The organism is Vibrio sp. QJM3NY_27 (assembly GCF_057785955.1).
The window spans coordinates 2,783,609-2,806,955 of the sequence record NZ_CM173511.1 but is presented as its reverse complement, the minus strand read 5'-3'; the positions used below and the strand labels follow the sequence as shown (position 1 = coordinate 2,806,955).

Genomic DNA, 23,347 nt, shown 5'->3' with positions numbered 1-23,347 from the left:
GCTTATGCCTCGTTCTGTTGTGGTTGAGCTTTCGGTGTATTCGCCGTAAAAAACTCATCGCCAAAGTTGTGACTGATTAGGTGTTGCGCGTCGCAATCGCCTGCTTGGAATGGAATCAGAGTTAAGCCGTAGCGGAACTCATCCATGTAAACTCGGTAAGAGTCGAGCACTTCGCTGCCCCAAGAGTTCGAGCCTAAGCCCATCACTTGGTGGTCTAGGTTTAGCGTGATGTAACCGCTCTTCTCTAGCTCAATGGTGTGTTGTGCTTGATGCAGGTTTTGGTTGGTGTAGAACCATGCGCTGAAGTTGATTTCTTGCTGTGGTTTTACTGCAATACCATTACCCGCGCGGCTTGAAAGCGCAGCCCAACGAACGTGTTGGCGGTTGCCGTTGTTTTGTGGGAACGGGTAGTTCTCGAACATGTCAGCCACGGTTGATTGGTAAACATCAATCATGTTGGCTTGCTTGCTGTCTTGGTAGTTCTCTTCAGGACCGCGGCCGTAGTATTGAACTTGGTCGAAGTCACCGTTAATGCCCATGTCGAAACCAATCACTGGAATCACGTGAGGGTAATCACCGTAACGTTCGCCACTTAGCTCAACGTTCAGTTGACCTTCAGCACTGATTTGGTAGCGATATTCGCAACGCATGCCGAAATCAAATACCGGTGGAGCAATGATGCTGGTGGTGGTGATCTCAATCTTGCCGTTGTTCTCTTCCACGTTTAGCGTGCGGAAGTGCTCTTGCATGATTTGTAGATGCGCAGGCTCCCAGTAACCATCGTGCTCTTGCTTATGGTTATCGATCATTGGCTTGAAGAAGTTCAGCTTAGGCTCCGACTTAATCAGTTCTTCGCCATTGACTAACCATGACGTCAGCTTGCCGTTCACTTTCGAGAAGTTCAGTGCAAAGTTATGGCCTTTGATTACATAAGCGAGGCGATACTCTTCAACATTCAGTGCCGTTGCATTGTTGTTGGTGAAGGCGTCAAGCTGTGCTGTGTTCTCTTTCACTTGGAATTGGTAAACCGCAATGTCGTGGTTCGCTTCGCTGTATGAAGTACGAGAATCCTTACGAACAGTAAAGTTCACAAACACTTCACGCTCATCAAGCTCTGGCAAATTAAGCGTCAGTTCACGGCTAGAGTTCTCAGCCAGCTCTTCAACCTTGATATGCTGTACTGCAATGGTTTTACCCTCAGCGCGGATCTCCGCAGTGATGGTGTAGTCATCGATGTTTGAGAACCAAAGCTTGTTGTCTACTGTGAAGGTGCCCGTTTGTGCATCGAAATCGCGAAGCTTCACTGGGGCAATCACTTGCTTGTACTCTTTCAAGCCAGGGCCTGGAGTTTGGTCCGGGTAGATCAAACCGTCCATGCAGAAGTTGTAGTTGTTCGGGTAGTCACCATAGTCACCACCGTACTTATAGAACTCTGTGCCTGCTTCATCACGCGCCAGAATGCCGTGGTCACACCATTCCCAAACATAGTGACCTTGAATCGCGTCATGCTTGTAGAACACGTTTTGGTATTCAGTTAAACCGCCTGGGCCGTTACCCATTGCGTGTGCGTATTCACAGATGATGCGTGGTTTTTCGTGCGGGAATTCACCGAAGGCATTCATCAGTTGAGCACGTGAGTACATGGTTGAAATGATGTCGACCACTTCAGCATCACGGTCTTCTTCGTAGTGAACTAGACGGGTGTCATCAATCGCTTTTGCTGCATCGTACATAGAACGGATGTTGCAACCGTAGCCAGACTCGTTACCCAGTGACCACATGATGATAGAAGGGTGGTTCTTTTGAGCGTGAATATGACGTTCGATACGTTCAACAAACACCGCTTCCCATGCTGCATCGTTAGTGATGCGGCTTAGGTCGCCAACGTTCGCAAAACCGTGTGTTTCGACATCGGTTTCGCCCATCACGAATAGGCCGTAGATATCACACAATTCGTAGAAGCGTGGGTCGTTCGGGTAGTGCGCGGTACGTACTGAGTTGATGTTGTGTTGCTTCATCAGTACTAAATCTTTCTCTACGCGATCCATGCCGACAGCACGGCCTTTTAGGTGGTCGTTGTCGTGACGGTTCACACCGTGCAGCATCACGTACTTGTTGTTGATGTAGAACAGACCATCGCGAACTTTAATATCACGGAAACCAACGCGTTGTGGAATCACTTCCAGCACCTTGCCGTCAGCGTCTTTCAGCGTAAGCAACAGTTGGTATAGGTAAGGGTTTTCAGCGTTCCATTGAACAGGGTTAACCACATCAATAGAGAATTGAGTATCTACATTGCCACCAGTCTTATGATTAGGGACGGCTAAGCTATCTACAGAGCCTTGCGAGATAACTTGGCTGCCATCAAGCAATGCGTACTCAAGGGTTGCGTTTACCGCTGCTGCTAGGTTTTCTAGTTCCACTTTGCACGACAGAGTAGCGCTTTGGTAAGCGTCGTCGAAGTCAGTACGAACGGTAACGTCTTGAACGTGCAGCTGTTCTTTGCCCACTAGGTAAACGTCACGGAAGATACCGCCCGTCCACCACATGTCTTGGTCTTCAATGTAGGTTGAGTCGGCCCATTGCATCACGCGAATAGAAAGTAGGTTGTTGCCTGCTTTTACGTGGCTAGAGATATCGAACTCAGCGGTGAGGCGGCTGCCTTTGCTGAAACCCACGTACTCGCCGTTTACGTAAACTTCGAAGTAAGTTTCTACGCCATCAAATTTGATGATGGTTTGCTTATCGTCCCAGCTTTCGCCAAGGAAGAAAGAGCGTTGGTATGCACCGGTTGGGTTGTCTGATGGTACGAAAGGCACATCAATTGGGAATGGGAAACCTTCATCTGTGTATTGAAGATCGCCGTGGCCTTCCATTTGCCACATGTTTGGAACCGTAATGTGGCCCCAGTCGCTCATTTCTTGAGAGTAGAACTCTTCAGGAACCAATAGTGGATTGGTGAAATAGCTGAAATTCCATTGGCCACTCAATAGTTGGAAGTGGCTGCTAAGTTCACGCTGAAACGTTTTTGCATTCTTTTCTGATGCGTATGAGAAGAAATATGCACGCGGTGCCATACGGTTCTCATGTAAGTTCAGGAAGTTTTCCCAGTTGTTCACGTTGCCTCTCTCTCGGCCTAAATGCAATTTGCTGACCGACGTTCTTATGCGTAATTGGGTCGTAGTGAATACGAGTATTTTTGGACTGAGGTAATTATTAGTAAAACTTTTACTAAATGAAATTGGTGAAAACGTTTTACTTTAACTCCATCACGTTTTTTATGGTCTTTTTACAGTGCTGTGTGATCCACTTAAAAGAATGCTATTGGCTGTTTTATGAAGCAGGCTAAAGAGGCAGGTATGTGTATATAGGCGTATGTGATGGGCACAAAAAAGGCCACCTTCAACAAAGGTAGCCTTAGTTTATCTATTTGATATTTTTAACTATTTTGTCGTGTCACGCAGCTTTAATTTGCTTGGTACATAGACACGTAGTGGGATAGTACGGCCGTCGCGTACTTTCTCAATCAACAGGTTAACGCCTTGAATTCCCATTAGTTCAGAGTGAATACGAACAGTCGATAAAGATGGAAAGGTAAATTTAGCTGTTGGGATGTCATTTACACTGATCAGCGCAATATCTTCAGGAATGTTTAATCCGTGCTCATGAACGGCTCGTAAAACACCAATTGCGATGGAATCTGACGCAATAAACATGGCTTTAGGGTAGTCGCCAGTCGCTAGCATCTGTTTTGCAAGCTTATAACCTGAAGAGCTAGAGAAGTCTCCACGATAGATGTCTTGCTCGCTGACAACATTCTTAAGGCTACCGTATTCAGCAAAGGCGACTTCGCGAATATCAGGAGTGTTGACGTTATCTTGTCCGCCAATAAAACCAATGCGTTGATAGCCTTGGTTGATAAAGAAGTTGGTGATCTCTTTGCTGATCAAAGCCAGGTCGATATCGACAGAGTCATAAGGTTCAGAGTGATCAGTGAAATCGACATAACAGATATTATCGCTTAGCTTTTTGGCTTGTTCGATAACCTCCGGTGTCATTCTTCCCACCAACAATACACCAGTAATAGGCGCTGAATTTACGTGTATTTTACTTTCATAACAGTTGGTTAGTTTAACTTCCATCTTGTCACATTGGGTTTCAATCCCGTGGCGAATCGATAGATAGTAAGGGTCATTCACTTCAGCTTCTTGCTTGTAGTTATACAGCGCAAGGAAGTGATGATTTTGTTTTTTACTGCTAACGGCTTTTCGTGAGCTGCTGGTTTTGTATTCCAACTTCTCTGCAATTTCAAAGATACGCCTTTTGGTCTCTTCCTTGACGCTTAATGTTGGATCTTCATTGAGAACCCTTGAAACTGTAGCCAATGAAACATGTGCTTCAGTCGCGATATCTTTTAACGTTGCCATACTCACTTCCTGTTATTGGAACATTGCGCTGCTTTGAAATTGGTATTTAGTAAAAAAGCAATGCACCTCTTTATTCTACAGACCTATTGTAATCAAACTGGAAGTCATTGCATTAACTTTTAGTAAAATAAATGCTCAACTCCTCTATGATGTCTCAAATCTAACTATCTATAATTATCTTATTAAAATTCAATGGATTAGATGCATTTATTTATAGGTTCTTCCTATGTCACGTTCAGTAACAATGATATGAGTCAGTGTAAACGTTTACACTTCGTGGTTTTGATCACAGAATTATAGCCAAAATGGCTGCTACTATTTCTGGCATACGGTGCTACTGAGCTGAATGTCAGTTCGAGTTAGTCCAAGAATGACGACAAAGAGAGGTTGATTGTGAAAGTACTGGTTACGGGCGGCATGGGTTACATCGGAAGTCATACATGTATTCAAATGATACAGGCGGGTATGGAGCCAATCATTGTTGATAACCTTTGCAACAGCAAAGAGCTAGTACTGGAGCGAATCGAATCACTGACCGGTAAGCGACCAACTTTTTATCTTGGCGACATTCGTGATCAATCTTTTCTAGATAGCGTTTTTTCAGAAAACGATATCCAAGCTGTGATTCACTTTGCTGGCCTGAAAGCGGTTGGGGAGTCGGTGTCTAAGCCTTTGGAGTACTACGATAACAACGTCAATGGATCATTGGTGTTAGCTCGCAGCATGAAGAAAGCGGGTGTGAAGAGCATTGTATTTAGCTCTTCGGCTACCGTTTACGGTGATCCAGAAGTGGTGCCAATTACTGAAAGCTCTCCAACGGGTGCAACAACTAATCCTTATGGTCGCAGTAAGTACATGGTCGAAGAATGTTTGAGTGATTTGTTCAACGCTGAGAACGATTGGAGTGTGACATTATTGCGTTACTTCAACCCAGTTGGCGCCCATCCATCGGGCACTATGGGTGAAGACCCACAAGGTATCCCAAACAATCTGATGCCGTTTATTGCTCAAGTAGCGGTAGGTCGTCGCGACAAATTGGCTGTTTTTGGAAACGATTACCCAACAGTCGATGGCACAGGCGTTCGCGACTATATTCATGTTATAGATTTAGCTGACGGACACGTAGCCGCATTGAAAGCGGTTGGCGAGAAGGCGGGTTTACACATTTACAACCTAGGCACAGGTAAAGGTTCCAGTGTGCTTGAGATGGTTGAAGCCTTTGCACAAGCATCGGGTAAGCCTGTCCCTTATGAACTTTGTCCACGCCGCGCTGGTGATATTGCCGAATGTTGGGCAAGCACTGAAAAAGCAGAGCGCGAGTTAGGCTGGAAAGCGACTCGCAGTGTGATGGAGATGACGGCAGATACGTGGAATTGGCAGTCGAATAACCCGAACGGCTACTAGCCTGTGTAATTGAAGCTGCCTAGCTGCAACTCCAATTTCTTTGGGGAATGCAGATATGAGAAAAAGAGATTCCAGATATCTCGTCCCTCGATTCTGGAATGACGAATTTTAAAACTTCGATTTCTGAACGTCATTCCCTACAGCGAGGAACGAGCGTGATAGGGAATCTCCTTATAGAAGAATTATTCATCTTGGTGAATTGACCAAGACACAAAATTTGAGAGCAATCTAAACATGTCAAAAGTTGAATTTAACCCAGTAGACCACCCGCATCGTCGTTATAACCCATTAACGGGTCAGTGGATCTTGGTGTCACCACACCGCGCAAAACGCCCGTGGAGCGGCCAAGATGAAAAGCCATCGACTGCGCAGCTTCCAGCGTATGAGAAAGAGTGTTTCTTGTGCCCAACCAATACACGTATCTCGGGTGACGAAAACCCAGATTACGACGGCACTTACGTATTCAGTAACGATTTCGCGGCGTTGATGCCTGATTCACCAGACGCTCCAGAGTCTGAAAACCCTCTATTCAAGACTCAAGGTGTTCGCGGGTTGAGCCGTGTTATCTGTTTCTCTCCGGACCACAGCAAAACGCTGCCAGAGTTACCGGTCAATAAAATCCGTGGTGTGATTGATACCTGGAACGAGCAAATTGAAGAGCTAGGTAAAGATTACCTATGGGTTCAAGCCTTCGAAAACAAAGGCGAGACTATGGGCTGCTCTCAGCCACACCCACACGGTCAAATTTGGGCGAACAGCTTTCTGCCAAACGAGATTGAACGTAAAGAAAAGCTACTGAAAGAGTACTTCGACCAGCAAGGTTCGAATCTTTTAGTGGATTACGTTGAAGCTGAAATGAAAGATGGCTCTCGCACTGTGGTTGAAACTGAACATTGGATTGCCGTGGTGCCTTATTGGGCTGCGTGGCCATTTGAAACCATGTTGCTACCAAAAACACATATCCGCCGTATGAGTGAGCTGACTGACGAGCAGCGTGATGATTTAGCGCTTGCGATTAAGAAGCTGACCAGTCGTTACGACAACTTGTTCCAGTGTTCATTCCCATACTCAATGGGCTGGCACTATGCGCCGTTCTTCGAAGAAGGTACTGACATCGACCATTGGCAACTGCACGCGCTTTTCTACCCGCCACTGTTGCGCAGTGCTTCGGTTCGTAAATTCATGGTCGGCTACGAAATGTTGGCTGAGTCTCAGCGTGATTTAACCGCAGAACAAGCGGCGCAGCGTCTGCGTGATTTGAGTGACGTTCATTACAAAGAGCAGAAATAGCCTGTTTCGTTGATAGTAAAACTAATCGATAACTCGGTTACTAAATAAAAAGCGAGATTCCTGATATCTCGTCCCTCGATTCTGGAATGACGGTAGGTGAAAGGTCTATAAGTTAGGAGCTTAAGAGCTTAAGTTTTTAGGAGCTTAGGAGCTTAGGAGCTTAGGAGCTTAGGAGCTTAAGGTTTTAGAAGCTTAGACGCCGATGTTGTCATTCCCTACAGTGAGAGACGAACGAGGTAGGGGATCTAAAAGAATTAAAGTGGTGCCGTAAAGGGGCCATAACCAATTGAACAAAGAGTTTAACCAGAGAGTTTACTTATGTCTGACCTAATCCAAAACGTGAAAGCATCTTTTGAGCAAGTCCTTGGTTACCAAGCGACTCATATTATTCAAGCGCCAGGTCGTGTGAACCTGATTGGCGAGCATACCGACTACAACGATGGTTTTGTTCTACCGTGTGCCATTAACTACCAAACGGTAGTGGCAGCGGCTAAGCGTGACGACAACATCGTGCGCGTAGTATCAGTAGACTACGGTAATGCAGTGGATGAGTTCGACTTAACTCAAGAGATCACATTCCAACAAGATAAGATGTGGGCTAACTACATTCGTGGTGTGGTGAAGTGCTTAAAAGGTCGTGGTTTTGAATTTACAGGTGCAGACATCTCTGTAACGGGCAACGTGCCTCAAGGTGCAGGTTTAAGTTCTTCTGCGGCACTGGAAGTGGTCATCGGTCAGACATTCAAGGTGCTTTACAACCTAGAGATCAGCCAAGCCGAAGTAGCGCTTAATGGTCAGCAAGCCGAAAACGAATTTGTGGGCTGTAACTGCGGCATCATGGACCAAATGATCTCAGCTGAAGGTCGTGCAAATCATGCGATGCTTTTGGATTGTCGTAGCCTAGAAACTCAAGCGGTTTCAATGCCAGAAGATATGGCTGTGGTTATCATCAACTCAAACAAGAAACGTGGCTTGGTCGACAGCGAATACAACACGCGTCGTGAGCAGTGTGAAGAAGCGGCGCGCATCTTTGGTGTTCCGGCACTTCGTGATGTGACCATTGAGCAATTCAAAGCGAAAGAGTCTGAATTGGATGAAATGGTCGCGAAACGTGCCCGTCACGTGATCACTGAAAATGACCGTACCGTTGAAGCGGCTCAAGCTCTGCGTACTCATGATATGAAACGCATGGGCGAATTGATGGCAGAATCTCATGCTTCAATGCGAGACGATTTTGAAATCACAGTCAAAGAAGTCGACACCTTAGTTGAGCTGGTAAAACACGTGATTGGTGACCAAGGTGGCGTGCGTATGACTGGCGGTGGTTTCGGTGGTTGTATTGTGGCATTGGTTCCACCTGCATTGGTTGATGAAATCAAAACAACCGTTGAGCAGAAGTATCAAGTGGCGACGGGTCTAAAAGAATCTATTTATGTGTGCCAAGCGAAAGACGGAGCAGGCTTAGTTGAAGTAATCTAAACGCTTCGAGACTTAATATAGAGCTTACCAACTAAAAAGATCATGGTAGGCCAAACGCTAAAGCCTTTATTTCAGGTAGAGGCTTTTTACTGGCACTAGAAGGAATTTAGAATGACACAAGAGCAAAACCTGCATCAATCCATGACACAAACTCCAGCCTATGATGGCCAACCCGCTCAGTTAGTGACGCTATCAAATACGCATGGCATGCAAGTGACATTCATGGACATTGGTGCAACATGGTTGAGCTGTATCCTGCCAGTAAAGGGAAATAAAAGAGAGGTTTTGTTGGGTGTTAACTCAATGGAGAACTTCGATAAACAAGCCAGCTATATGGGTACAACTGTTGGTCGTTATGCTAACCGCATAGCCAATGGTCGTTTCAAAATTGATGGTCAGAACTACAAGCTGGAAACCAACCAAGCGGGCAATACTTTACATGGTGGTCCGAACGGTTTTGATAAACGTCGTTGGAATATTGCCGAGCAAACCGAAACGTCAGTGATGTTTACTCTTGAGTCTGCTGATGGCGACCAAGGATTCCCGGGGAATTTGAATGTGTCGGTGCGTTATGACATCACCGAAGACAATCGAGTTTCCATTAATTACTCTGCAACCACAGACAAGCCGACCGTAGTCAACCTAACGAATCATGCGTACTTCAATCTACTTGGTGCAGAAGCCGGCCACGATTGTTTGTCACACATTGTGAGCATCAACGCCAATCAGTTCTTACCGACCAACTCGGTAGGTATTCCATTAGGCAATCTTAAATCGGTGAAATCGACCAGCTTCGACTTCAATCAGCCTATGATGATCTCAGAGCGTTTGTTGGGTGATGAACAGCAGAAAGCAGCAAAGGGTTACGACCACTCTTTCCTATTGGCTGATGGCTGTAAGCGCACTCAATGCGCTGCGACCGTAACGTCACCGGACGCGCTAGTCTCACTAAAAGTATTTTCAACCAAACCTGCGATGCAGCTGTACACCGGAAACTGGCTTGGTGGTACACCAAACCGAAGTGGTGGCAGCTATGAAGACTACGCTGGTTTGGCGTTAGAAACCCAGTTCTTACCTGACTCTCCTAACCACCCAGAGTGGAAGCAGGACAGTTGTATTCTCAAGCCTGAACAAGAATATAACTACCGTACCTGTTACCAGTTTGAATTTTCGGGGGATTCTTCAAACTAGTACGCTCTAGCTCAAAACGGTTATGCCAATCGCTTTTGTTTGTGAATAGAACGATGTGAGTTATCGCGTTGTTCTTGGGGGATGAGCAAAAGTGGCGCTCAACAAGTGTGTGATTTATTAAGCGCGATTGTTGGGTATCAGAGTAAGGTAGGAAAGCCCTAACAGAAGCGATTCTGTTAGGGCTTTTTTTTGTTTATTGTTTGGTGAGTTGACCGGAGCTTAGATTTTCTCTACCGAATTACGGCGCACCAAAGTCGGAGAGAACATCATTGGCTCCGTTGAGGTGTTTTCACCTTTGGCTAAGTGCAACGCGAGTCGTGTCGCTTTCTCTGCCATCATCTGAATCGGGTAGCGAATGGTGGTTAGCTTTGGATGAACATAGCGTGCAATCAAGCCATCATCGAAACCTATGATCGACATTTTGTCCGGCGCTTGAATACCGTTTTCATCTAGGACAGACAAAGCACCTGCCGCCATGTAATCGTTGTACGCAACAATGCTAGTGATCGGCAGAGACTTGGTTAATAGGTTAGTCATGGCGTATTCACCACCTTCACTGGTGGGAGCTGAGTACTCAATATAGCTGTCAGATAACGCTATTTTGTAATCCGAGAGTGCTGACAAGTAACCTTGTACACGCTCATCGGCATCTTCAATGCTGTGCGATGAAGCGATACAGGCAATATTTTTATGACCATGACGGATCAGATATTCAGTCGCAAGATACGCGCCTTTCTTGTTGTCCAAGAAAATACAACGGTTGGCAATCTCAGCAATATAGCGATTGATCAGCACTAAGCCTTTGACTTCTTTTGCATAGGCAATCAGTTCTTCGTCTGTCAGGCCTTTTGAGTGGATCACTAAGGCGTCGCAACGGCTATTGATCAGTAACTCAATCGCTTGTCTTTCTTCTTCACGATCGTGTGAGCCATTACCGACGAGGATATGCTTTCCGTTCTCACGAGCGACATTATCGACAGCCTTAACCAGCGTGCCAAAAAAAGGATCGGAGATATCACCAACCAACACACCGACGGTATTGGTGCTCTGGCTTACCAGCGCACGAGCATTGGCATTCGGGCGATAGCCGAGTTTAGACATCGCTTTGGTGACGGATTCAATTGAGTTCGCACTTGCCTTCGGAGACTTATTTACGACTCGAGATACGGTTGCAACAGAAACACCAGCTTCCCTTGCGACATCTTTAATTGTTGCCATTTTTAACCTCTATACATTGCTGCATCTATTTAACACCGACAATGAGTGCAAGGCAACGAAACTCTCATTTTACTTCCAGTAATGAGATCTTTACCGCTTGTAATTATTAGGCTTAATGCTAGTGTAAACATTTACATTTTACTTAATTTTAGTAAATGCTTTAATGAGTGAAAATAAATCAATATAGGAAGTGAGAAATGGATACTGTCTCTTATGGTGACTTTGCTAAGTTAGAAATGCGTGTCGGTAAGATCATTGAGGTTGTGCGTCATGAAAACGCAGACAAGCTTTACATCGTGCAAGTGGATATCGGTGAGAAAACGCTACAAACGGTGACCAGCCTAGTGCCTTACTACACCGAAGAAGAGTTGATGGGTAAGCAGGTTGTTGTTTTGTGCAATCTAGCGAAGGCGAAGATGAGAGGCCACACTTCTGAGTGCATGTTGTTATGTGCCGAAACGGAAGATGAATCTGAAAGTGTATTGCTGACCCCGGAACGTGCGATGCCTGCAGGTATTCGTGTCGTTTAAGATCGCTTTAGGTTGGTGAGTCAATGTGTTCACCAACCTAAATCAACTAGCTGCGAACAGTCAGTATCAAGCCATCAATCACACTGTGGTGGTGATCTGAAACCCCAGCAAGATTGCCGTATTTAGGCTGGTTGCGATCATTTTCTAATGGGTGATGCCAACCTTGTGTGTGTTGAACAAAGTGCGCCGCAAAGCTTTCAGACACTTCTAAACATCCTGCTAATACCGTATCGACATAGGTTTGAACGATAGGGCTGTTTTCGCAAGGTGCTTCAATCTCGTCTTTGATGTAAACCCAGATCGATTGATCCTGTTTAAACTCATTTTGGCTTTCTATCTGAGAGGCCTTTAATTCGATTCGGTGATAACCACGCTCACGGCGATCAAACTCAGTCAGCGCAATATCATCCACCTCAAGTAAAACTCCATTCACTTGTCCCTCACCGAGATTCACGATCAAAGGTGACAAAACATAGCTGTCATCGATCTTACTCCAATGACGAACTAGGCCATGCACTATCGCAGGAATCGCTTGCCCTGTTTGACCTGTGAGTTGACGAGAAGAGGAGTTGATCAAGCTACCATAACCAAAAATATACATCGCGTTCCCTGTCTGTTCTTTTGTATTTGAGACTAGTCTTACTATATGTTTGGCTTCATCAAATGTCAGTAGTTTTTTATTTTACACTCTCATGAGTCTAAATGACTTTTATGGGGTGTGTTTAATTGACACTTTTTTGAAGCCTAAAGACTCCTTGTTACTTGTTTTTATTGGCTTTATACCTTTGGCGCGTTTCATGCATTACGTTAGGCAATATTGCAGTGATGATTACTGCATCATGAATTTGACTATGAAATAGCAATTCCCAGAAGCCACTCTTGGCTTGTTATCTGAAATGAGGAACGAGTTTGTTAAATATCACAGATAAAAGTGTAGAAGATGCGATTCCTGCATATCTTCGATTAGGTTTTAGACCTTTCTTCTTTTTAGGCAGTCTCTATGCTGTGATCGCGATTGTGGCTTGGGTCATCATGTTCCAAAACGGTCAGCCAGAAATGCTAAAAGTACCGGCGCTTTGGTGGCACGTACATGAAATGCTGTTTGGCTTTGCCATGGCGATTGTGGTCGGTTTTGTGTTAACTGCGGTGCAAACGTGGACGGGCGTCAATGGAACCAAACACTATCGATTAGCCGCACTGGTTGGTTTGTGGTTAGCACCTCGTATTCTGTTTTGGACCCCCGCACCGTTATGGCTGATCTCATCGGTTGAGGCGTTGTTCTTAATCTTCGCCGCTTACGAAATTGGTTTCCGAGTTGTTAAATCGAAAGGCTGGAAGAATCTATTTTTTGTGCCGCTGTTTATATTGGCTATCGTGGCGAACTTTGCTAGTTACGCAACCATTAAGGGCATGCCTCCATTCCCGTCGTCTGCGGTATGGCACGCAATGTTATGGTGGTTTACCTTGCTGCTATCAGTGATGGGTGGCCGAGTTATTCCATTCTTCACGGCACGTCGCTTTGATTTTGAAAAAGCACAACCACTAGTTTGGTTAGAATGGTTAGCGAATCTGCCTTTGGTTGGCTTATTTGTATTGAGCTTCTTCCCATTGACCTTTGCTCAAGTCGGCAATGAGTTGATGGTATTTGCTGGTGTGACTCAGTTGGTGCGCTTTATCCGCTGGAAGCCTTGGACTACGTTATCTGAACCCTTGGTGTGGTCGCTGCATGCGGCTTACCTATGCATCCCTTTAGGCTTGCTGCTACGTGGTTTATTAGACAACCCGTTCGCGAGCCACAACATGCTGCACTTGTTTGCGATTGGCGGTTTGAGTGGGTTAATTCTTGCGATGATTACGCGTGTGACAATGGGGCACACGGGTCGTGCAATCTATAAAGGGCCAAGTATGGCGTTAGCGTTCTCGGCTATTTTTATCGCGGCTTTGGTTCGCAGCGTAGGTGTGACTTTCTTCCCGGCGTATTTATTTGAGATGGTGAACATCAGCGCGGGTTTATGGACGTTAGCATTCGGGTTGTTTATCTGGAAGTTCGGCATGATGCTTTTAACACCAAGAGTGGATGGTCACCCAGGCTAAGCCTATTGATTCTCGAACCCATTTTGAAAGGGAAGCACTGAGCTTCCCTTTTTTGATCGCAGCAAAGCTCCATTCTCTTAGTGAGTATTCTCGGCAAGATATTGGCGCACTTGTGCAATGAGATCTTCTTTGGCGTGAGGCGAGATGAAACTCGCTGCGACAGCATTAATACTGAATTGCGCTAATTCGTTTTTCGTCAGTGGATGAGCATTGGCGACGGCGAGGAAGTTATCATTCATATAGCCGCCGAAGTAAGCCGGATCATCGGAATTGATGGTGACGCACAGCCCTTTTCTCAGCAACTCGACGATATTGTGTTCTTGCATGGTGTCGAAGACCTTTAGCTTGGTATTCGATAGCGGGCATACGGTCAGCGGTGTGCGTTTAGCGATTAGCTGTTCCATCAAGTCTTCATCTTCTACACAGCGAACGCCATGATCAATACGGGTGATGCCCAACAAGCTCAGCGCGTCACTAATATTTTGCGCAGGGCCTTCCTCTCCGGCGTGCGCGACGGTCAGGAACCCTTGGTTGATCGCCTCTTGGAATACATGCTTAAACTTCTCCGGCGGGTTTCCTTTTTCCGACGAATCCAGCCCGACGGCAATGATCTTATCTTTGTAGGGAAGGGCTTGTTGGAGTGTTTCAAAAGCGCTGTCTTCATCAAGATGGCGCAGAAAGCACATGATCAGCTGGCTGCTGATCCCTAGTTCTTGCTCGGCTTGATTCAAAGCTTGAGTAATCCCACTTGTGATGACTTCAAAGGCAATGCCACGTTCGGTGTGGGTTTGAGGGTCAAAAAAGATCTCAGTATGAACCACATTATCTTGTTGGCACTTGAGTAGATAAGCCCACGTCAGGTCATAGAAATCCTGTTCATGAATCAGTACGTTAGCGCCTTGATAATAGATATCGAGAAAAGACTGAAGATTGTGGAATTGGTACGCGTCTCTTACTTGGTTTGGGTTATCAAAGGGAATCGACACGTTATTGCGCTTGGCCAGTTGGAACATCAGCTCAGGTTCTAGCGTGCCTTCAATATGTAAATGCAGCTCAACCTTGGGTAAATGTTTGATGAAGCTATCCATAGCAACTCCTTAGCTATTTTAATTATGGGCGGAGTAGGCGAGACAGTAGAGTCTGTAAACCTGAGCCTGCAGGTTATCTCTTTCATTTATCTCTGTTTGAGCATAGTTCATTTCATTGTTGTCGATAAAACTGCACAGAAGTTGATGGTGAATCGAGAGTTACGAACCCATTGAAATCCGGCGCAAACGATTTGCAGCATGGGAGTGTGATCCGCTGCAAATATTTGCAGCAATATTCATTGATTTGTGCTCTAATACCGCGCTTACCAAGGGATGGTGTTAAAAGATGCTCACTTAGATGGAGTTATCAAAGTGACCGATCCCTTAATGATCTCCCTTAGGAAAAAATAGAACATGTCTAAGAACAAAAAATTTGATATCCGCCTTACAGAAAAACGCAACGGTTGGTGTGCAGAGATTACTCGTCAAGTAACATCTCGCAGCACAACAGTATCTAAGCGTGAGTCTGGTTTCGAAACTGAAGCTCTAGCACAAGAGTGGGCAGAGAAAGAGCTAGCATCTTTCATCTCAAACCAAGCAGAACGTAACGAGCGTAAATCAGAGCAGCGTAAAGAGCGTGACGAACTACGTCACACTAAAGAGCTTAAAGCTGAGCAAGCACGTGAAGCACGCGCAAAAGCTCGTGAAGAAGAGCAAGAAGACGCTGAGTAATCCAGTGCACAATTAATTTACAGGTCCCTTAATTTTAAGATAAGGGACAAGTAAAAAAAGCCCCGATATAGCTTTTCTCTTTCTAGTTAAAAGTTTATCGGGGCTTTTTCATTTGTGGCGTATTAGTCTGGATCACGTAACCACTCATGGCTGGTGGCTACGTATCTGATTCACTAATTACCCGAATCCGGTCCTTAGTTGTTTAGCGCTGTCAGCCAATCGTCTTCCGCGACTTCTTCAATGTAACTCTCTACAGACTGTCCCACTTCATCATCATCTTGCTTGAAGTAAGCAATGTGGAACACTGCGTCACCTTCGTTTACCAACGGTAGAGTTTGTTGACCAATCACGATACCGCCTTTAGTGGTGATTACTTGGCCTTCTTGGTGACCCAATGGAGAACTGATGTAAGCCAGGGTTTGTCCTGCTTCAACTTGTTCGCCAAGCCTTACCATATTACGCAAAATGCCGTCTGATTCAGCGCGGATCCAACTGGTCGATTTACTCAATACTGGCTCTGGTAACTTCTTACGGTTAGGGCGCAGCATGCCGATTTCTTTCATCACTTGATGTACGCCAAGGTAACCCGCACGAATCGCTAGGTGATCAAAACGCAGCGCTTCACCACCTTCGTAAGTTAATACAGGAATACCTAGTTTTTCCGCTTCGCTGCGCAATGAACCATCACGCAGTGGAGAATCTATGATCACGGGTGTTGCGAACGCTTTTGCGATGCGCAGTGTTTCAGGGTTCGACAGGTTTGCACGGATCTGTGGCAAGTTAGTACGGTGAATCGCACCCGTGTGAAGATCCAGAATGTAATCACAGTGCTTCGCTACGTTCTCAAAGAAGGTGTGAGCGATGCGTGATGTCAGTGATCCTTTCTCACTTCCAGGGAAGCAACGGTTCAGGTCACGACGGTCTGGTAGGTAACGAGACTTATGGATAAAACCAAATACGTTAACGATAGGCACAACAAGTAGTGTTCCTTTCAGTTTTTTTGGATCTATCGCATTGGTCAGTTGTCGTGCAATCTCAACACCGTTTAGTTCATCTCCGTGGATCGCCGCGTTTACCATCAGTGTTGGGCCCGCTTGGCGACCATGAATAATTTCAATCGGGATTGAAAGTGGAGAATGCGTGTAAAGCTGAGCCGCTTGCAGTTCAATCTCCATTCTCTGTCCTGGCTGAACAGTATAACCAAGTAATTCGAAGGGTTGATTAGGTTTTAGTCTTGCCATTTATGTTGTTCTCAACATGGTGATAATTCGTTAACACGGAATGTATCAATCGTTGATTTTTAGTACGAATCAATCGCTTTACGGTGACGACAAAACTTTTTTATGGAGGGGTTTCTTAATTGGTTTCTGTTTTTGATTTGGCTAGTTAGAAGGGGTTTAGAATTGTGAATTTCCTGACAATACATTGATTTAACGCTGATATTTATTGTTCGGTTGGTTGGTATTATCCATCGCCATTTTTTGGCGGCCAAATTCAAATATCGAGATCAAAATGAAAAAAACAATTTCAAAAGTTGTAGCACTAGCGGTGGTATCTGTTGCTCTATCTGGCTGTGTGGGTAGCAACGCAGTAACGGGTTACCTAATGAAGTTCAACATCAAGGCTGTTGACAACCGCTACGCTCGTGGTGGTTTGAACATACTACTTGCACCTGCGTACGGTCTAACGGTTGCTGCCGATTACCTAGTATTTAACTCACTAGAGTTCTGGACGGGTAGCAACCCACTAACAGGTGCTCCGCACATCTTTGATACTAAGACTGATACTTACCTTGATATCAACGATCAGCTTGATAAGTCACTGACTGAAGCGCCAGTAGGCCCGATCACGAGTGCCGATATGATTGAGAAAGGTCAAATGCAGCAGATCGACGAAAACACTATCCAAATGGACATCACTTACCAGTCTGGTGAGCGTGCGACGTTAATCGGTGTTCGTGATGGCGAGATGGTGACGTACTTCATCGACGGCGAAGTCGTAGCACAAACTTCAATTGATGAGCTAGAAAGCTACGCGGCTTCACGCGCTTAATTATTTAGTCACAAGTAGCAGTGACAAAGATTAGATACAAAAACAGGTACTCATGAGTACCTGTTTTATTTTGTTCTTAATAAACGATGTTTACTGAAAAGTGCTATTTATTGAAGAGCCCATTTATTGGAAACACCATTTACTGAAAAACACTAGCGAATCGATTTATGCTTTTTCTGGGATCGCAGCAAGTAATGCAACCATTTGGTTCCAGAACAGCTCAACTGTGTCGATCTTCACTTTCTCATCAGGAGAGTGTGGGAACTTGATCGTTGGGCCGAAAGAAACCATATCCATGTTCGGGTAAGGTTCTTTGAACAGACCACACTCAAGGCCAGCATGGATAACCATGATGTTTGGCTTGTGACCGTAGATACCTTCGTACATGTCGCGGAAGATATGCATGATCTCTGAATCTGCGTCTGGTTTCCAACCTGGGTAAGCACCAGAGAACGCGATGTTTGCGCCTGCTAGTTCAGCAACAGAGTGAAGCATACTTTCTACTTGGCTGCGACCAGAGTCGATAAGAGAACGGATCAAGCAAAGTACTGTGATTGAATCTTCTTCCGTTGTGATAACACCTACGTTTAGAGATGTTTCAACAACACCTTCAATCTCGTCACTCATACGAATCACGCCGTTTGGACATGCGTTAAGTGCCGCGATAAAGCGAGCTTGGTCTGCTGATGCTAGTGTGCCCATTTCAACTGAAGCTTCTTCATTGAAAGTCACGATGCTGTCTTCTACTTTACCTAGCTCTGTTGAAAGCAGCTCTGTGTAGTAGTTGTATAGTGAAGCCAGTTTTTCTTGGTTTGCCGCAGGAACAGCAACCGTTACGAAACCTTCACGAGGAATTGCGTTACGAAGGCTACCACCTTTGAATTCGACGATGCGAAGGTCTAGCTCTTTTGCGTGACCCGCTAGGAAGCGAGCAATCAGTTTGTTTGCGTTTGCACGACCGGTGTGGATGTCACAACCAGAGTGACCGCCTTTTAGGCCTTTTAGCGTTAGCTTGCGTGTTACGAAGTCAGCTGGAATCGCATTACGTGCAATTTCAAATGTCATTGCACCGTCGATACCGCCCGCACAACCCATGTACACTTCGCCTTCTTGCTCTGAGTCAGTATTAAGAAGGATATCGCCTTCTAACCAACCTGCTTCAAGACCAAACGCACCAGTCATGCCTGCTTCTTCATCTACAGTGAGTAGAACTTCGATAGGGCCGTGTTGGATTTCGTTTGAAGCAAGAACCGCTAGGCAAGAAGCCATACCCATGCCGTTATCAGCACCAAGCGTTGTGCCTTTTGCTGTAACCCATTCGCCATCGATGTATGGCTGGATTGGATCTTTTGTAAAGTCGTGATCAGTGTCTTCGTTCTTTTGTGGAACCATATCGATGTGAGCTTGTAGCACGACACCTTTTTTGTTTTCCATACCCGGCGTTGCTGGCTTTTTGATGAATACGTTGCCCGTTGGGTCGCGACGTACATCTAGGCCTTGCTCTGTTGCCCACGCAATGATGTATTGAGCAAGCTCCTCTTCATGTTTAGAAGGGTGCGGGATTGAACAAATTTTATCGAAAAACTGCCAAATAGGGGCAGGGGACAATTTACTGATCTCAGAATGGAATTCAGACACGGATGACTCCTTTTTTATTTGATAACCATATATTTAGGGTTTCTATAGGTAAAAACTTAGAATAAAAATCTAAAATATGGGTCTGTTTTGATGGCAACAGCATACCACTTGAGCGTTTTGACGAGTAGCGGTTATAAACCTCAAATACCTCAAATTTTGAAAGCGGTCTTGTCCATCTGATCATAATTAAGGGACTTGATGCTTATAAATGGCGCAAGCAAACGTTTGTTTAATTCCATTGTGTAATTAAATTACATAAATAAGTTTTCAAAATAACCAAAATTGACCAAAAGTGTGACGTATAGCAAAAAATACTTGTAATCTTTTTTCTTTAGAGTATATTAATAACCAACTTCTGAGATGAAGAGTAAATGCTCAAAGGATGAGTCCGTTTTATCGCCTCCAAGGAACCGAGAAATCAAATTCGTTTTTTATTGATTTATTAAGGTGATAGTTATGAAAGGTTTACCATCTGCAATGTTCTGGATTAACAGCTCTGTTTACACTAGCAACTTTGCATACCCTACAAGCTTTGGTTACTAATACCGTAAGCATGTAACTCGAACAGTTTTGTTCACCCCTATATATTGGAATTCTTTTACAGCCCTTTTGGTTGACAGATTCTACCGCCACTCAGTTTTGAGTGGCGTTTTTTTTGCCTGCTACTTTCCCAAACCGCTTTCGCTTGTCACTTTCTTTGCTGTTCTTAGTGGTTATTTTTTCAACGCCAAAATATCAATTTGCGTCTTATTACTGATTCTGTTGAAAAATACACAACTCTTGTGGGTTTAAATTGAGAATATGATGGCTACATTCTCAATGGAAATAACCGATGGTTGAAAAAATAACCAAGTAATATTATCGCCTTTATTTTGATTAAACCATTGTTTTTAATCATTATTCTTCTTGTTACTTCTCGTTTTTAATCGCTTTGTTTCATACGGCATTCTGATAAATATCGATTAGAGCCTTAATTCTATCTGGAATTTGTTATTTGATAACTTTATAATCCACAGCCAATCGTTTACGCAACCGTTTACTTTTTACCCTTATAGGATTCGATAATGTTCGAAAAGCTATTCAAACTCAGTGAAAATGGCACCAATGTGCGCACTGAAATCATCGCAGGTCTAACAACCTTCCTAACAATGGCTTACATCATTTTTGTAAACCCAATGATTCTAGCTGATGCTGGTATGGACCATGGCGCTGTATTTGTAGCAACCTGTTTAGCGGCTGCTATTGGCTGTTTCATCATGGGCTTTGTTGCTAACTACCCAATTGCTCAAGCTCCAGGCATGGGTTTGAACGCATTCTTTACCTACGCTGTTGTAATGGGTATGGGTTATACATGGCAAGTTGCTCTAGCAGCGGTTTTCGTATCAGGCGTGATCTTCATCTTCTTAAGTATCTTTAAGATTCGTGAATGGATTATCAACTCGATCCCTATGTCTCTGCGTGTTGGTATCTCTGCTGGTATCGGCCTTTTCCTAGCGTTTATCGCGCTTAGCAATGCAGGCATCGTTGTTTCTAACCCAGCGACTAAAGTTTCACTGGGTGACATTACCGCGATTGCTCCTATCTTAGGCGCGCTTGGTTTCTTTATTACTATTGCTCTTGTTCACCGTGGTGTGAAAGGCGCAGTAATGATCGCGATTCTCGCTATCACAGCGATTGGTATTGCGATCGGTGACGTTCAATACGGCGGCATCATGTCGACACCACCAAGCCTTGCACCTACATTCATGCAGCTTGATTTCTCTGCTGTATTTGAAATCGGTATGATTTCAGTTGTATTCGCATTCTTGTTCGTCGATTTGTTCGATACAGCGGGTACTCTGGTTGGTGTTGCAACGAAAGCAAACCTAATCAAAGAAGACGGTAAACTACCGCGCTTGAACAAAGCACTGCTTGCTGACTCTACAGCAACATCTATTGGTGCATTGCTAGGTACATCAAACACAACTTCTTATGTTGAGAGTGTTGCGGGTGTTGCTGAAGGCGGTCGTACCGGTCTAACTGCTGTTGTTGTTGGTATCTTATTCCTACTGGCTCTTTTCTTCTCGCCACTTGCAGGTATGATTCCGGCTTACGCAACATCAGGTGCACTTTTCTATGTAGCAATTCTGATGATGTCTGGCCTAGTTGGCATTGATTGGCGTGATCTTACGGAAGCCGCACCAGTCGTGGTAACATGTCTGCTTATGCCGCTGACGTACTCTATCGCTGAGGGTATCTCACTAGGTTTCATCGCTTACGCTGCAATTAAGCTGCTAAGTGGTAAAGGTCGCGACGTTTCACCTGCTGTGTGGGTAATGTCGGTTATCTTTATTCTTAAATACATTTTCGCTTAATCGTCTAGATTTCTGCTTAATCGCTGAAGAGGCTATGTTTGAAATAGCCTCTAATAACATGACAAAATTATTAGGTTTTATACTATGAGCAACAAATTCATTATCACTTGGGACAACATGCAGACTTACTGCCGTCAACTTGCTGAAAAGCAAATGCCAGCAGAGCAGTGGAAAGGCATCTGGGCGGTAAGCCGTGGTGGTTTGGTTCCTGGTGCAATCTTGGCTCGTGAGCTAGGTATTCGTCACGTAGATACGATTTGTATTTCTAGCTACGACCACGATCACCAGCGCGATATGACTGTAGTTAAAGCACCTGAAGGTGATGGTGAAGGCTTCTTAATCGTTGAAGATCTTGTTGATAGTGGTGACACTGCACGCAAGCTTCGCGAAATGTACCCTAAAGCGAAACTGATTGCTGTTTGTGCAAAACCATCTGGCGCACACTTATTAGACGAGTACATCGTGGATATCGCTCAAGACACATGGATTGAGCAACCTTGGGATACTAGCTTAAGCTTCATTGAGCCAGTAAATCGCAAGTCAAAATAAGCGTAAACTTAGTTTTTTGAGAAATGACCCTTTATAGGGTCATTTTTTTTTATATGATTAGTAACAACCATTTCTTATTAAGTATCCCAATGTCTGAATCAGAAGAAACGAGCTCGAACCTTTCGGAAACCTTGTTTGTAAAGCACAAGCAGGCCAAAGAGACCTCAATGCTTACTCGCTACATGCCAAGTTCAGAAGAACTGTTGGATAAAAAGCGTGAAGAGCAGAACTCATCTTGGTATCGAAACCTAAGACGTCTTCAGTGGGTATGGCAAGGCGTTAACCCAATTGAGCAAGAAGCGGTATTGGCTCGCATTGCGTCATCAGACAATTCACGCACGACTGATGAGTGGCTAGACACCGTGATGGGTTACCGCAGCGGTAACTGGGCATACGAGTGGACTAAGCTGGGCATGCAGCACCAAAATCGCTCGAATGAAAAGAGCGGCGAAGAGATGGCTGAAGAGTTGTTTTCAGCATCGTTGTGTTTCAGCATTGCGGGCTACCCACATCTAAAGAACGATAACCTTGCTGCTCAGGCACAGGTATTAGCGAATGCGGCGTATTCTGAAGCGATCAAACACACTAAATTGATCGTCAAACAAATCGAAGTGCCGTATCAAAACAAAAAGATTAAGGCGAACTTACATCTAACCAAAACAGACAAACCACAACCTGTCGTGATCGTGAGTGCAGGTTTAGATAGCCTGCAAACTGACATGTGGCGTTTGTTTAGAGATTACCTAGCACCGAAAAATATTGCGATGCTAACGATTGATATGCCCTCGATAGGGCACAGTTCGCACTGGCCACTAACCGAAGACTCTTCTTGCCTGCATCAAGCCGTGTTGAATGAACTGCCTAACATTCCATGGGTGGACCATCATAAAGTCGGTCTGTTTGGGTTCAGATTCGGTGGTAACGCGATGGTGAGGTTGTCCTTCCTTGAGCAACATAAACTCAAAGCCTGTATCTCTTTAGGGGCTCCGATCCACGATATCTTTGTTCATGCCGACAAACTAAAGCAGATGCCTAAGATGCACTTGGATGTATTGGCTTCGCGTCTTGGTAAAGGGGCGGTGGATATTAATAGCCTTTCTGGGCAACTGATGGCTTGGTCATTGAAGGTGCAAGGCTTGCTGGCTAACAGTAAAACCAGTGTTCCTATTTTGGCATTGGCTTTGGAAGGTGACCCTGTTTCACCGCATCTGGATAATCAACTGGTTGCTATTTACAGTGATTACGGCAAAGCGAAGAAAATCAAAACCAAATCAATTACACAGGGGTATGAGCAATCCCTCGAATTAGCGATAAAGTGGCTTGAGGATGAATTATTTAGATGACATTTCTCCGAAATTAGT

The 23,347-nt window shown here is 44.8% G+C and carries 19 protein-coding genes; 12 read left to right on the top strand and 7 right to left on the bottom strand.

All coding sequences use genetic code 11. The annotated features are described in order from the left end of the window. Nucleotides 1–2 precede the first annotated feature (2 nt). Nucleotides 3–3,119, bottom strand: coding sequence for a beta-galactosidase subunit alpha (ebgA, locus tag AC3CIA_RS12480; RefSeq protein WP_488518185.1), 3,117 nt, complete (start codon nt 3,117–3,119; stop codon nt 3–5). Between the two features lie 324 nt (nt 3,120–3,443). Continuing rightward, nucleotides 3,444–4,427, bottom strand: coding sequence for a transcriptional regulator EbgR (gene ebgR, locus AC3CIA_RS12475; RefSeq protein WP_017060801.1), 984 nt, complete (start codon nt 4,425–4,427; stop codon nt 3,444–3,446). Nucleotides 4,428–4,820: 393 nt separating this feature from the next. On the opposite strand from ebgR, the gene galE reads away from it, so the two are divergent. The 4 genes from galE (at nt 4,821) to galM (ending at nt 9,791) form a co-directional block, all read left to right on the top strand. Then, nucleotides 4,821–5,831, top strand: coding sequence for a UDP-glucose 4-epimerase GalE (gene galE, locus AC3CIA_RS12470; protein WP_488518184.1), 1,011 nt, complete (start codon nt 4,821–4,823; stop codon nt 5,829–5,831). Between the two features lie 234 nt (nt 5,832–6,065). Continuing rightward, complete coding sequence (locus AC3CIA_RS12465) at nt 6,066–7,121, top strand: UDP-glucose--hexose-1-phosphate uridylyltransferase (protein ID WP_488518183.1); 1,056 nt, start codon at nt 6,066–6,068, stop codon at nt 7,119–7,121. A 318-nt stretch (nt 7,122–7,439) separates the two neighbouring features. Continuing rightward, the gene (gene galK, locus AC3CIA_RS12460) at nt 7,440–8,600 is read left to right on the top strand and encodes a galactokinase (RefSeq protein WP_372243599.1); all 1,161 of its coding nucleotides are present in this window, start codon (nt 7,440–7,442) and stop codon (nt 8,598–8,600) included. 111 nt (nt 8,601–8,711) lie between these two features. Beyond that, nucleotides 8,712–9,791: a galactose-1-epimerase gene (galM, locus tag AC3CIA_RS12455; RefSeq protein WP_488518182.1), complete on the top strand. Its 1,080-nt coding sequence runs from the start codon at nt 8,712–8,714 to the stop codon at nt 9,789–9,791. Nucleotides 9,792–10,010: 219 nt separating this feature from the next. Here galM and AC3CIA_RS12450 read toward each other — a convergent pair whose 3' ends face one another. Beyond that, nucleotides 10,011–11,009 (bottom strand): substrate-binding domain-containing protein, encoded by a 999-nt coding sequence (locus tag AC3CIA_RS12450; RefSeq protein WP_488518181.1) that lies wholly within the window; start codon nt 11,007–11,009, stop codon nt 10,011–10,013. A gap of 197 nt (nt 11,010–11,206) precedes the next feature. Here AC3CIA_RS12450 and AC3CIA_RS12445 point away from each other — a divergent pair, with 197 nt between their 5' ends. After that, complete coding sequence (locus AC3CIA_RS12445; protein ID WP_004734420.1) at nt 11,207–11,539, top strand: tRNA-binding protein; 333 nt, start codon at nt 11,207–11,209, stop codon at nt 11,537–11,539. A gap of 46 nt (nt 11,540–11,585) precedes the next feature. On the opposite strand, the gene AC3CIA_RS12440 is transcribed toward AC3CIA_RS12445, so the two are convergent. Further along, entirely contained in the window at nt 11,586–12,140 is a 555-nt protein-coding gene (locus tag AC3CIA_RS12440) for a gamma-glutamylcyclotransferase family protein (RefSeq protein ID WP_488518180.1), read from the bottom strand. 308 nt (nt 12,141–12,448) lie between these two features. Between AC3CIA_RS12440 and AC3CIA_RS12435 the strand changes: the two genes are divergently transcribed. Beyond that, a complete protein-coding gene (locus AC3CIA_RS12435; protein ID WP_488518179.1) occupies nt 12,449–13,633 on the top strand; it encodes an NnrS family protein in 1,185 nt (394 codons plus the stop codon). A gap of 77 nt (nt 13,634–13,710) precedes the next feature. Here the strand turns inward: AC3CIA_RS12435 and AC3CIA_RS12430 are convergent, their stop codons facing one another. Beyond that, on the bottom strand, nt 13,711–14,721 hold the full coding sequence (locus AC3CIA_RS12430) for an adenosine deaminase (RefSeq protein WP_488518178.1): 1,011 nt from the start codon (nt 14,719–14,721) through the stop codon (nt 13,711–13,713). A gap of 354 nt (nt 14,722–15,075) precedes the next feature. Between AC3CIA_RS12430 and AC3CIA_RS12425 the strand changes: the two genes are divergently transcribed. Continuing rightward, entirely contained in the window at nt 15,076–15,393 is a 318-nt protein-coding gene (locus AC3CIA_RS12425) for a DUF3622 domain-containing protein (protein ID WP_004734416.1), read from the top strand. A 194-nt stretch (nt 15,394–15,587) separates the two neighbouring features. On the opposite strand, the gene AC3CIA_RS12420 is transcribed toward AC3CIA_RS12425, so the two are convergent. Then, nucleotides 15,588–16,634, bottom strand: coding sequence for a succinylglutamate desuccinylase/aspartoacylase family protein (locus tag AC3CIA_RS12420; RefSeq protein WP_004734415.1), 1,047 nt, complete (start codon nt 16,632–16,634; stop codon nt 15,588–15,590). A 271-nt stretch (nt 16,635–16,905) separates the two neighbouring features. Here AC3CIA_RS12420 and AC3CIA_RS12415 point away from each other — a divergent pair, with 271 nt between their 5' ends. Next, entirely contained in the window at nt 16,906–17,445 is a 540-nt protein-coding gene (locus AC3CIA_RS12415; protein ID WP_065205066.1) for a DUF3332 family protein, read from the top strand. A gap of 165 nt (nt 17,446–17,610) precedes the next feature. On the opposite strand, the gene AC3CIA_RS12410 is transcribed toward AC3CIA_RS12415, so the two are convergent. After that, nucleotides 17,611–19,083, bottom strand: a complete 1,473-nt coding sequence (locus tag AC3CIA_RS12410; protein WP_265970518.1) for an aminoacyl-histidine dipeptidase — start codon at nt 19,081–19,083, stop codon at nt 17,611–17,613. A gap of 456 nt (nt 19,084–19,539) precedes the next feature. Between AC3CIA_RS12410 and vcdP the strand changes: the two genes are divergently transcribed. From vcdP to frsA, 4 genes are all read left to right on the top strand, one after another. Then, complete coding sequence (vcdP, locus tag AC3CIA_RS12405; protein ID WP_004734412.1) at nt 19,540–19,626, top strand: small protein VcdP; 87 nt, start codon at nt 19,540–19,542, stop codon at nt 19,624–19,626. 521 nt (nt 19,627–20,147) lie between these two features. Then, complete coding sequence (locus AC3CIA_RS12400) at nt 20,148–21,437, top strand: NCS2 family permease (RefSeq protein WP_004734411.1); 1,290 nt, start codon at nt 20,148–20,150, stop codon at nt 21,435–21,437. An 84-nt stretch (nt 21,438–21,521) separates the two neighbouring features. After that, nucleotides 21,522–21,986 carry a xanthine phosphoribosyltransferase gene (gene gpt, locus AC3CIA_RS12395; protein WP_017076234.1) on the top strand — a complete coding sequence of 155 codons (465 nt, stop codon included), beginning with the start codon at nt 21,522–21,524 and terminating at the stop codon, nt 21,984–21,986. A gap of 89 nt (nt 21,987–22,075) precedes the next feature. Further along, entirely contained in the window at nt 22,076–23,329 is a 1,254-nt protein-coding gene (frsA, locus tag AC3CIA_RS12390; protein ID WP_029222300.1) for an esterase FrsA, read from the top strand. Nucleotides 23,330–23,347 lie beyond the last annotated feature (18 nt).

Coding starts and splice junctions, on each gene's coding strand:
- ebgR (WP_017060801.1), bottom strand. CDS start 4,427: ATGGCAACGTTAAAAGATATCGCGACTGAAGCACATGTTTCATTGGCT.
- AC3CIA_RS12465 (WP_488518183.1), top strand. CDS start 6,066: ATGTCAAAAGTTGAATTTAACCCAGTAGACCACCCGCATCGTCGTTAT.
- galK (WP_372243599.1), top strand. CDS start 7,440: ATGTCTGACCTAATCCAAAACGTGAAAGCATCTTTTGAGCAAGTCCTT.
- galM (WP_488518182.1), top strand. CDS start 8,712: ATGACACAAGAGCAAAACCTGCATCAATCCATGACACAAACTCCAGCC.
- AC3CIA_RS12450 (WP_488518181.1), bottom strand. CDS start 11,009: ATGGCAACAATTAAAGATGTCGCAAGGGAAGCTGGTGTTTCTGTTGCA.
- AC3CIA_RS12445 (WP_004734420.1), top strand. CDS start 11,207: ATGGATACTGTCTCTTATGGTGACTTTGCTAAGTTAGAAATGCGTGTC.
- AC3CIA_RS12440 (WP_488518180.1), bottom strand. CDS start 12,140: ATGTATATTTTTGGTTATGGTAGCTTGATCAACTCCTCTTCTCGTCAA.
- AC3CIA_RS12430 (WP_488518178.1), bottom strand. CDS start 14,721: ATGGATAGCTTCATCAAACATTTACCCAAGGTTGAGCTGCATTTACAT.
- AC3CIA_RS12425 (WP_004734416.1), top strand. CDS start 15,076: ATGTCTAAGAACAAAAAATTTGATATCCGCCTTACAGAAAAACGCAAC.
- AC3CIA_RS12420 (WP_004734415.1), bottom strand. CDS start 16,634: ATGGCAAGACTAAAACCTAATCAACCCTTCGAATTACTTGGTTATACT.
- AC3CIA_RS12415 (WP_065205066.1), top strand. CDS start 16,906: ATGAAAAAAACAATTTCAAAAGTTGTAGCACTAGCGGTGGTATCTGTT.
- vcdP (WP_004734412.1), top strand. CDS start 19,540: ATGAAAGGTTTACCATCTGCAATGTTCTGGATTAACAGCTCTGTTTAC.
- AC3CIA_RS12400 (WP_004734411.1), top strand. CDS start 20,148: ATGTTCGAAAAGCTATTCAAACTCAGTGAAAATGGCACCAATGTGCGC.
- gpt (WP_017076234.1), top strand. CDS start 21,522: ATGAGCAACAAATTCATTATCACTTGGGACAACATGCAGACTTACTGC.
- frsA (WP_029222300.1), top strand. CDS start 22,076: ATGTCTGAATCAGAAGAAACGAGCTCGAACCTTTCGGAAACCTTGTTT.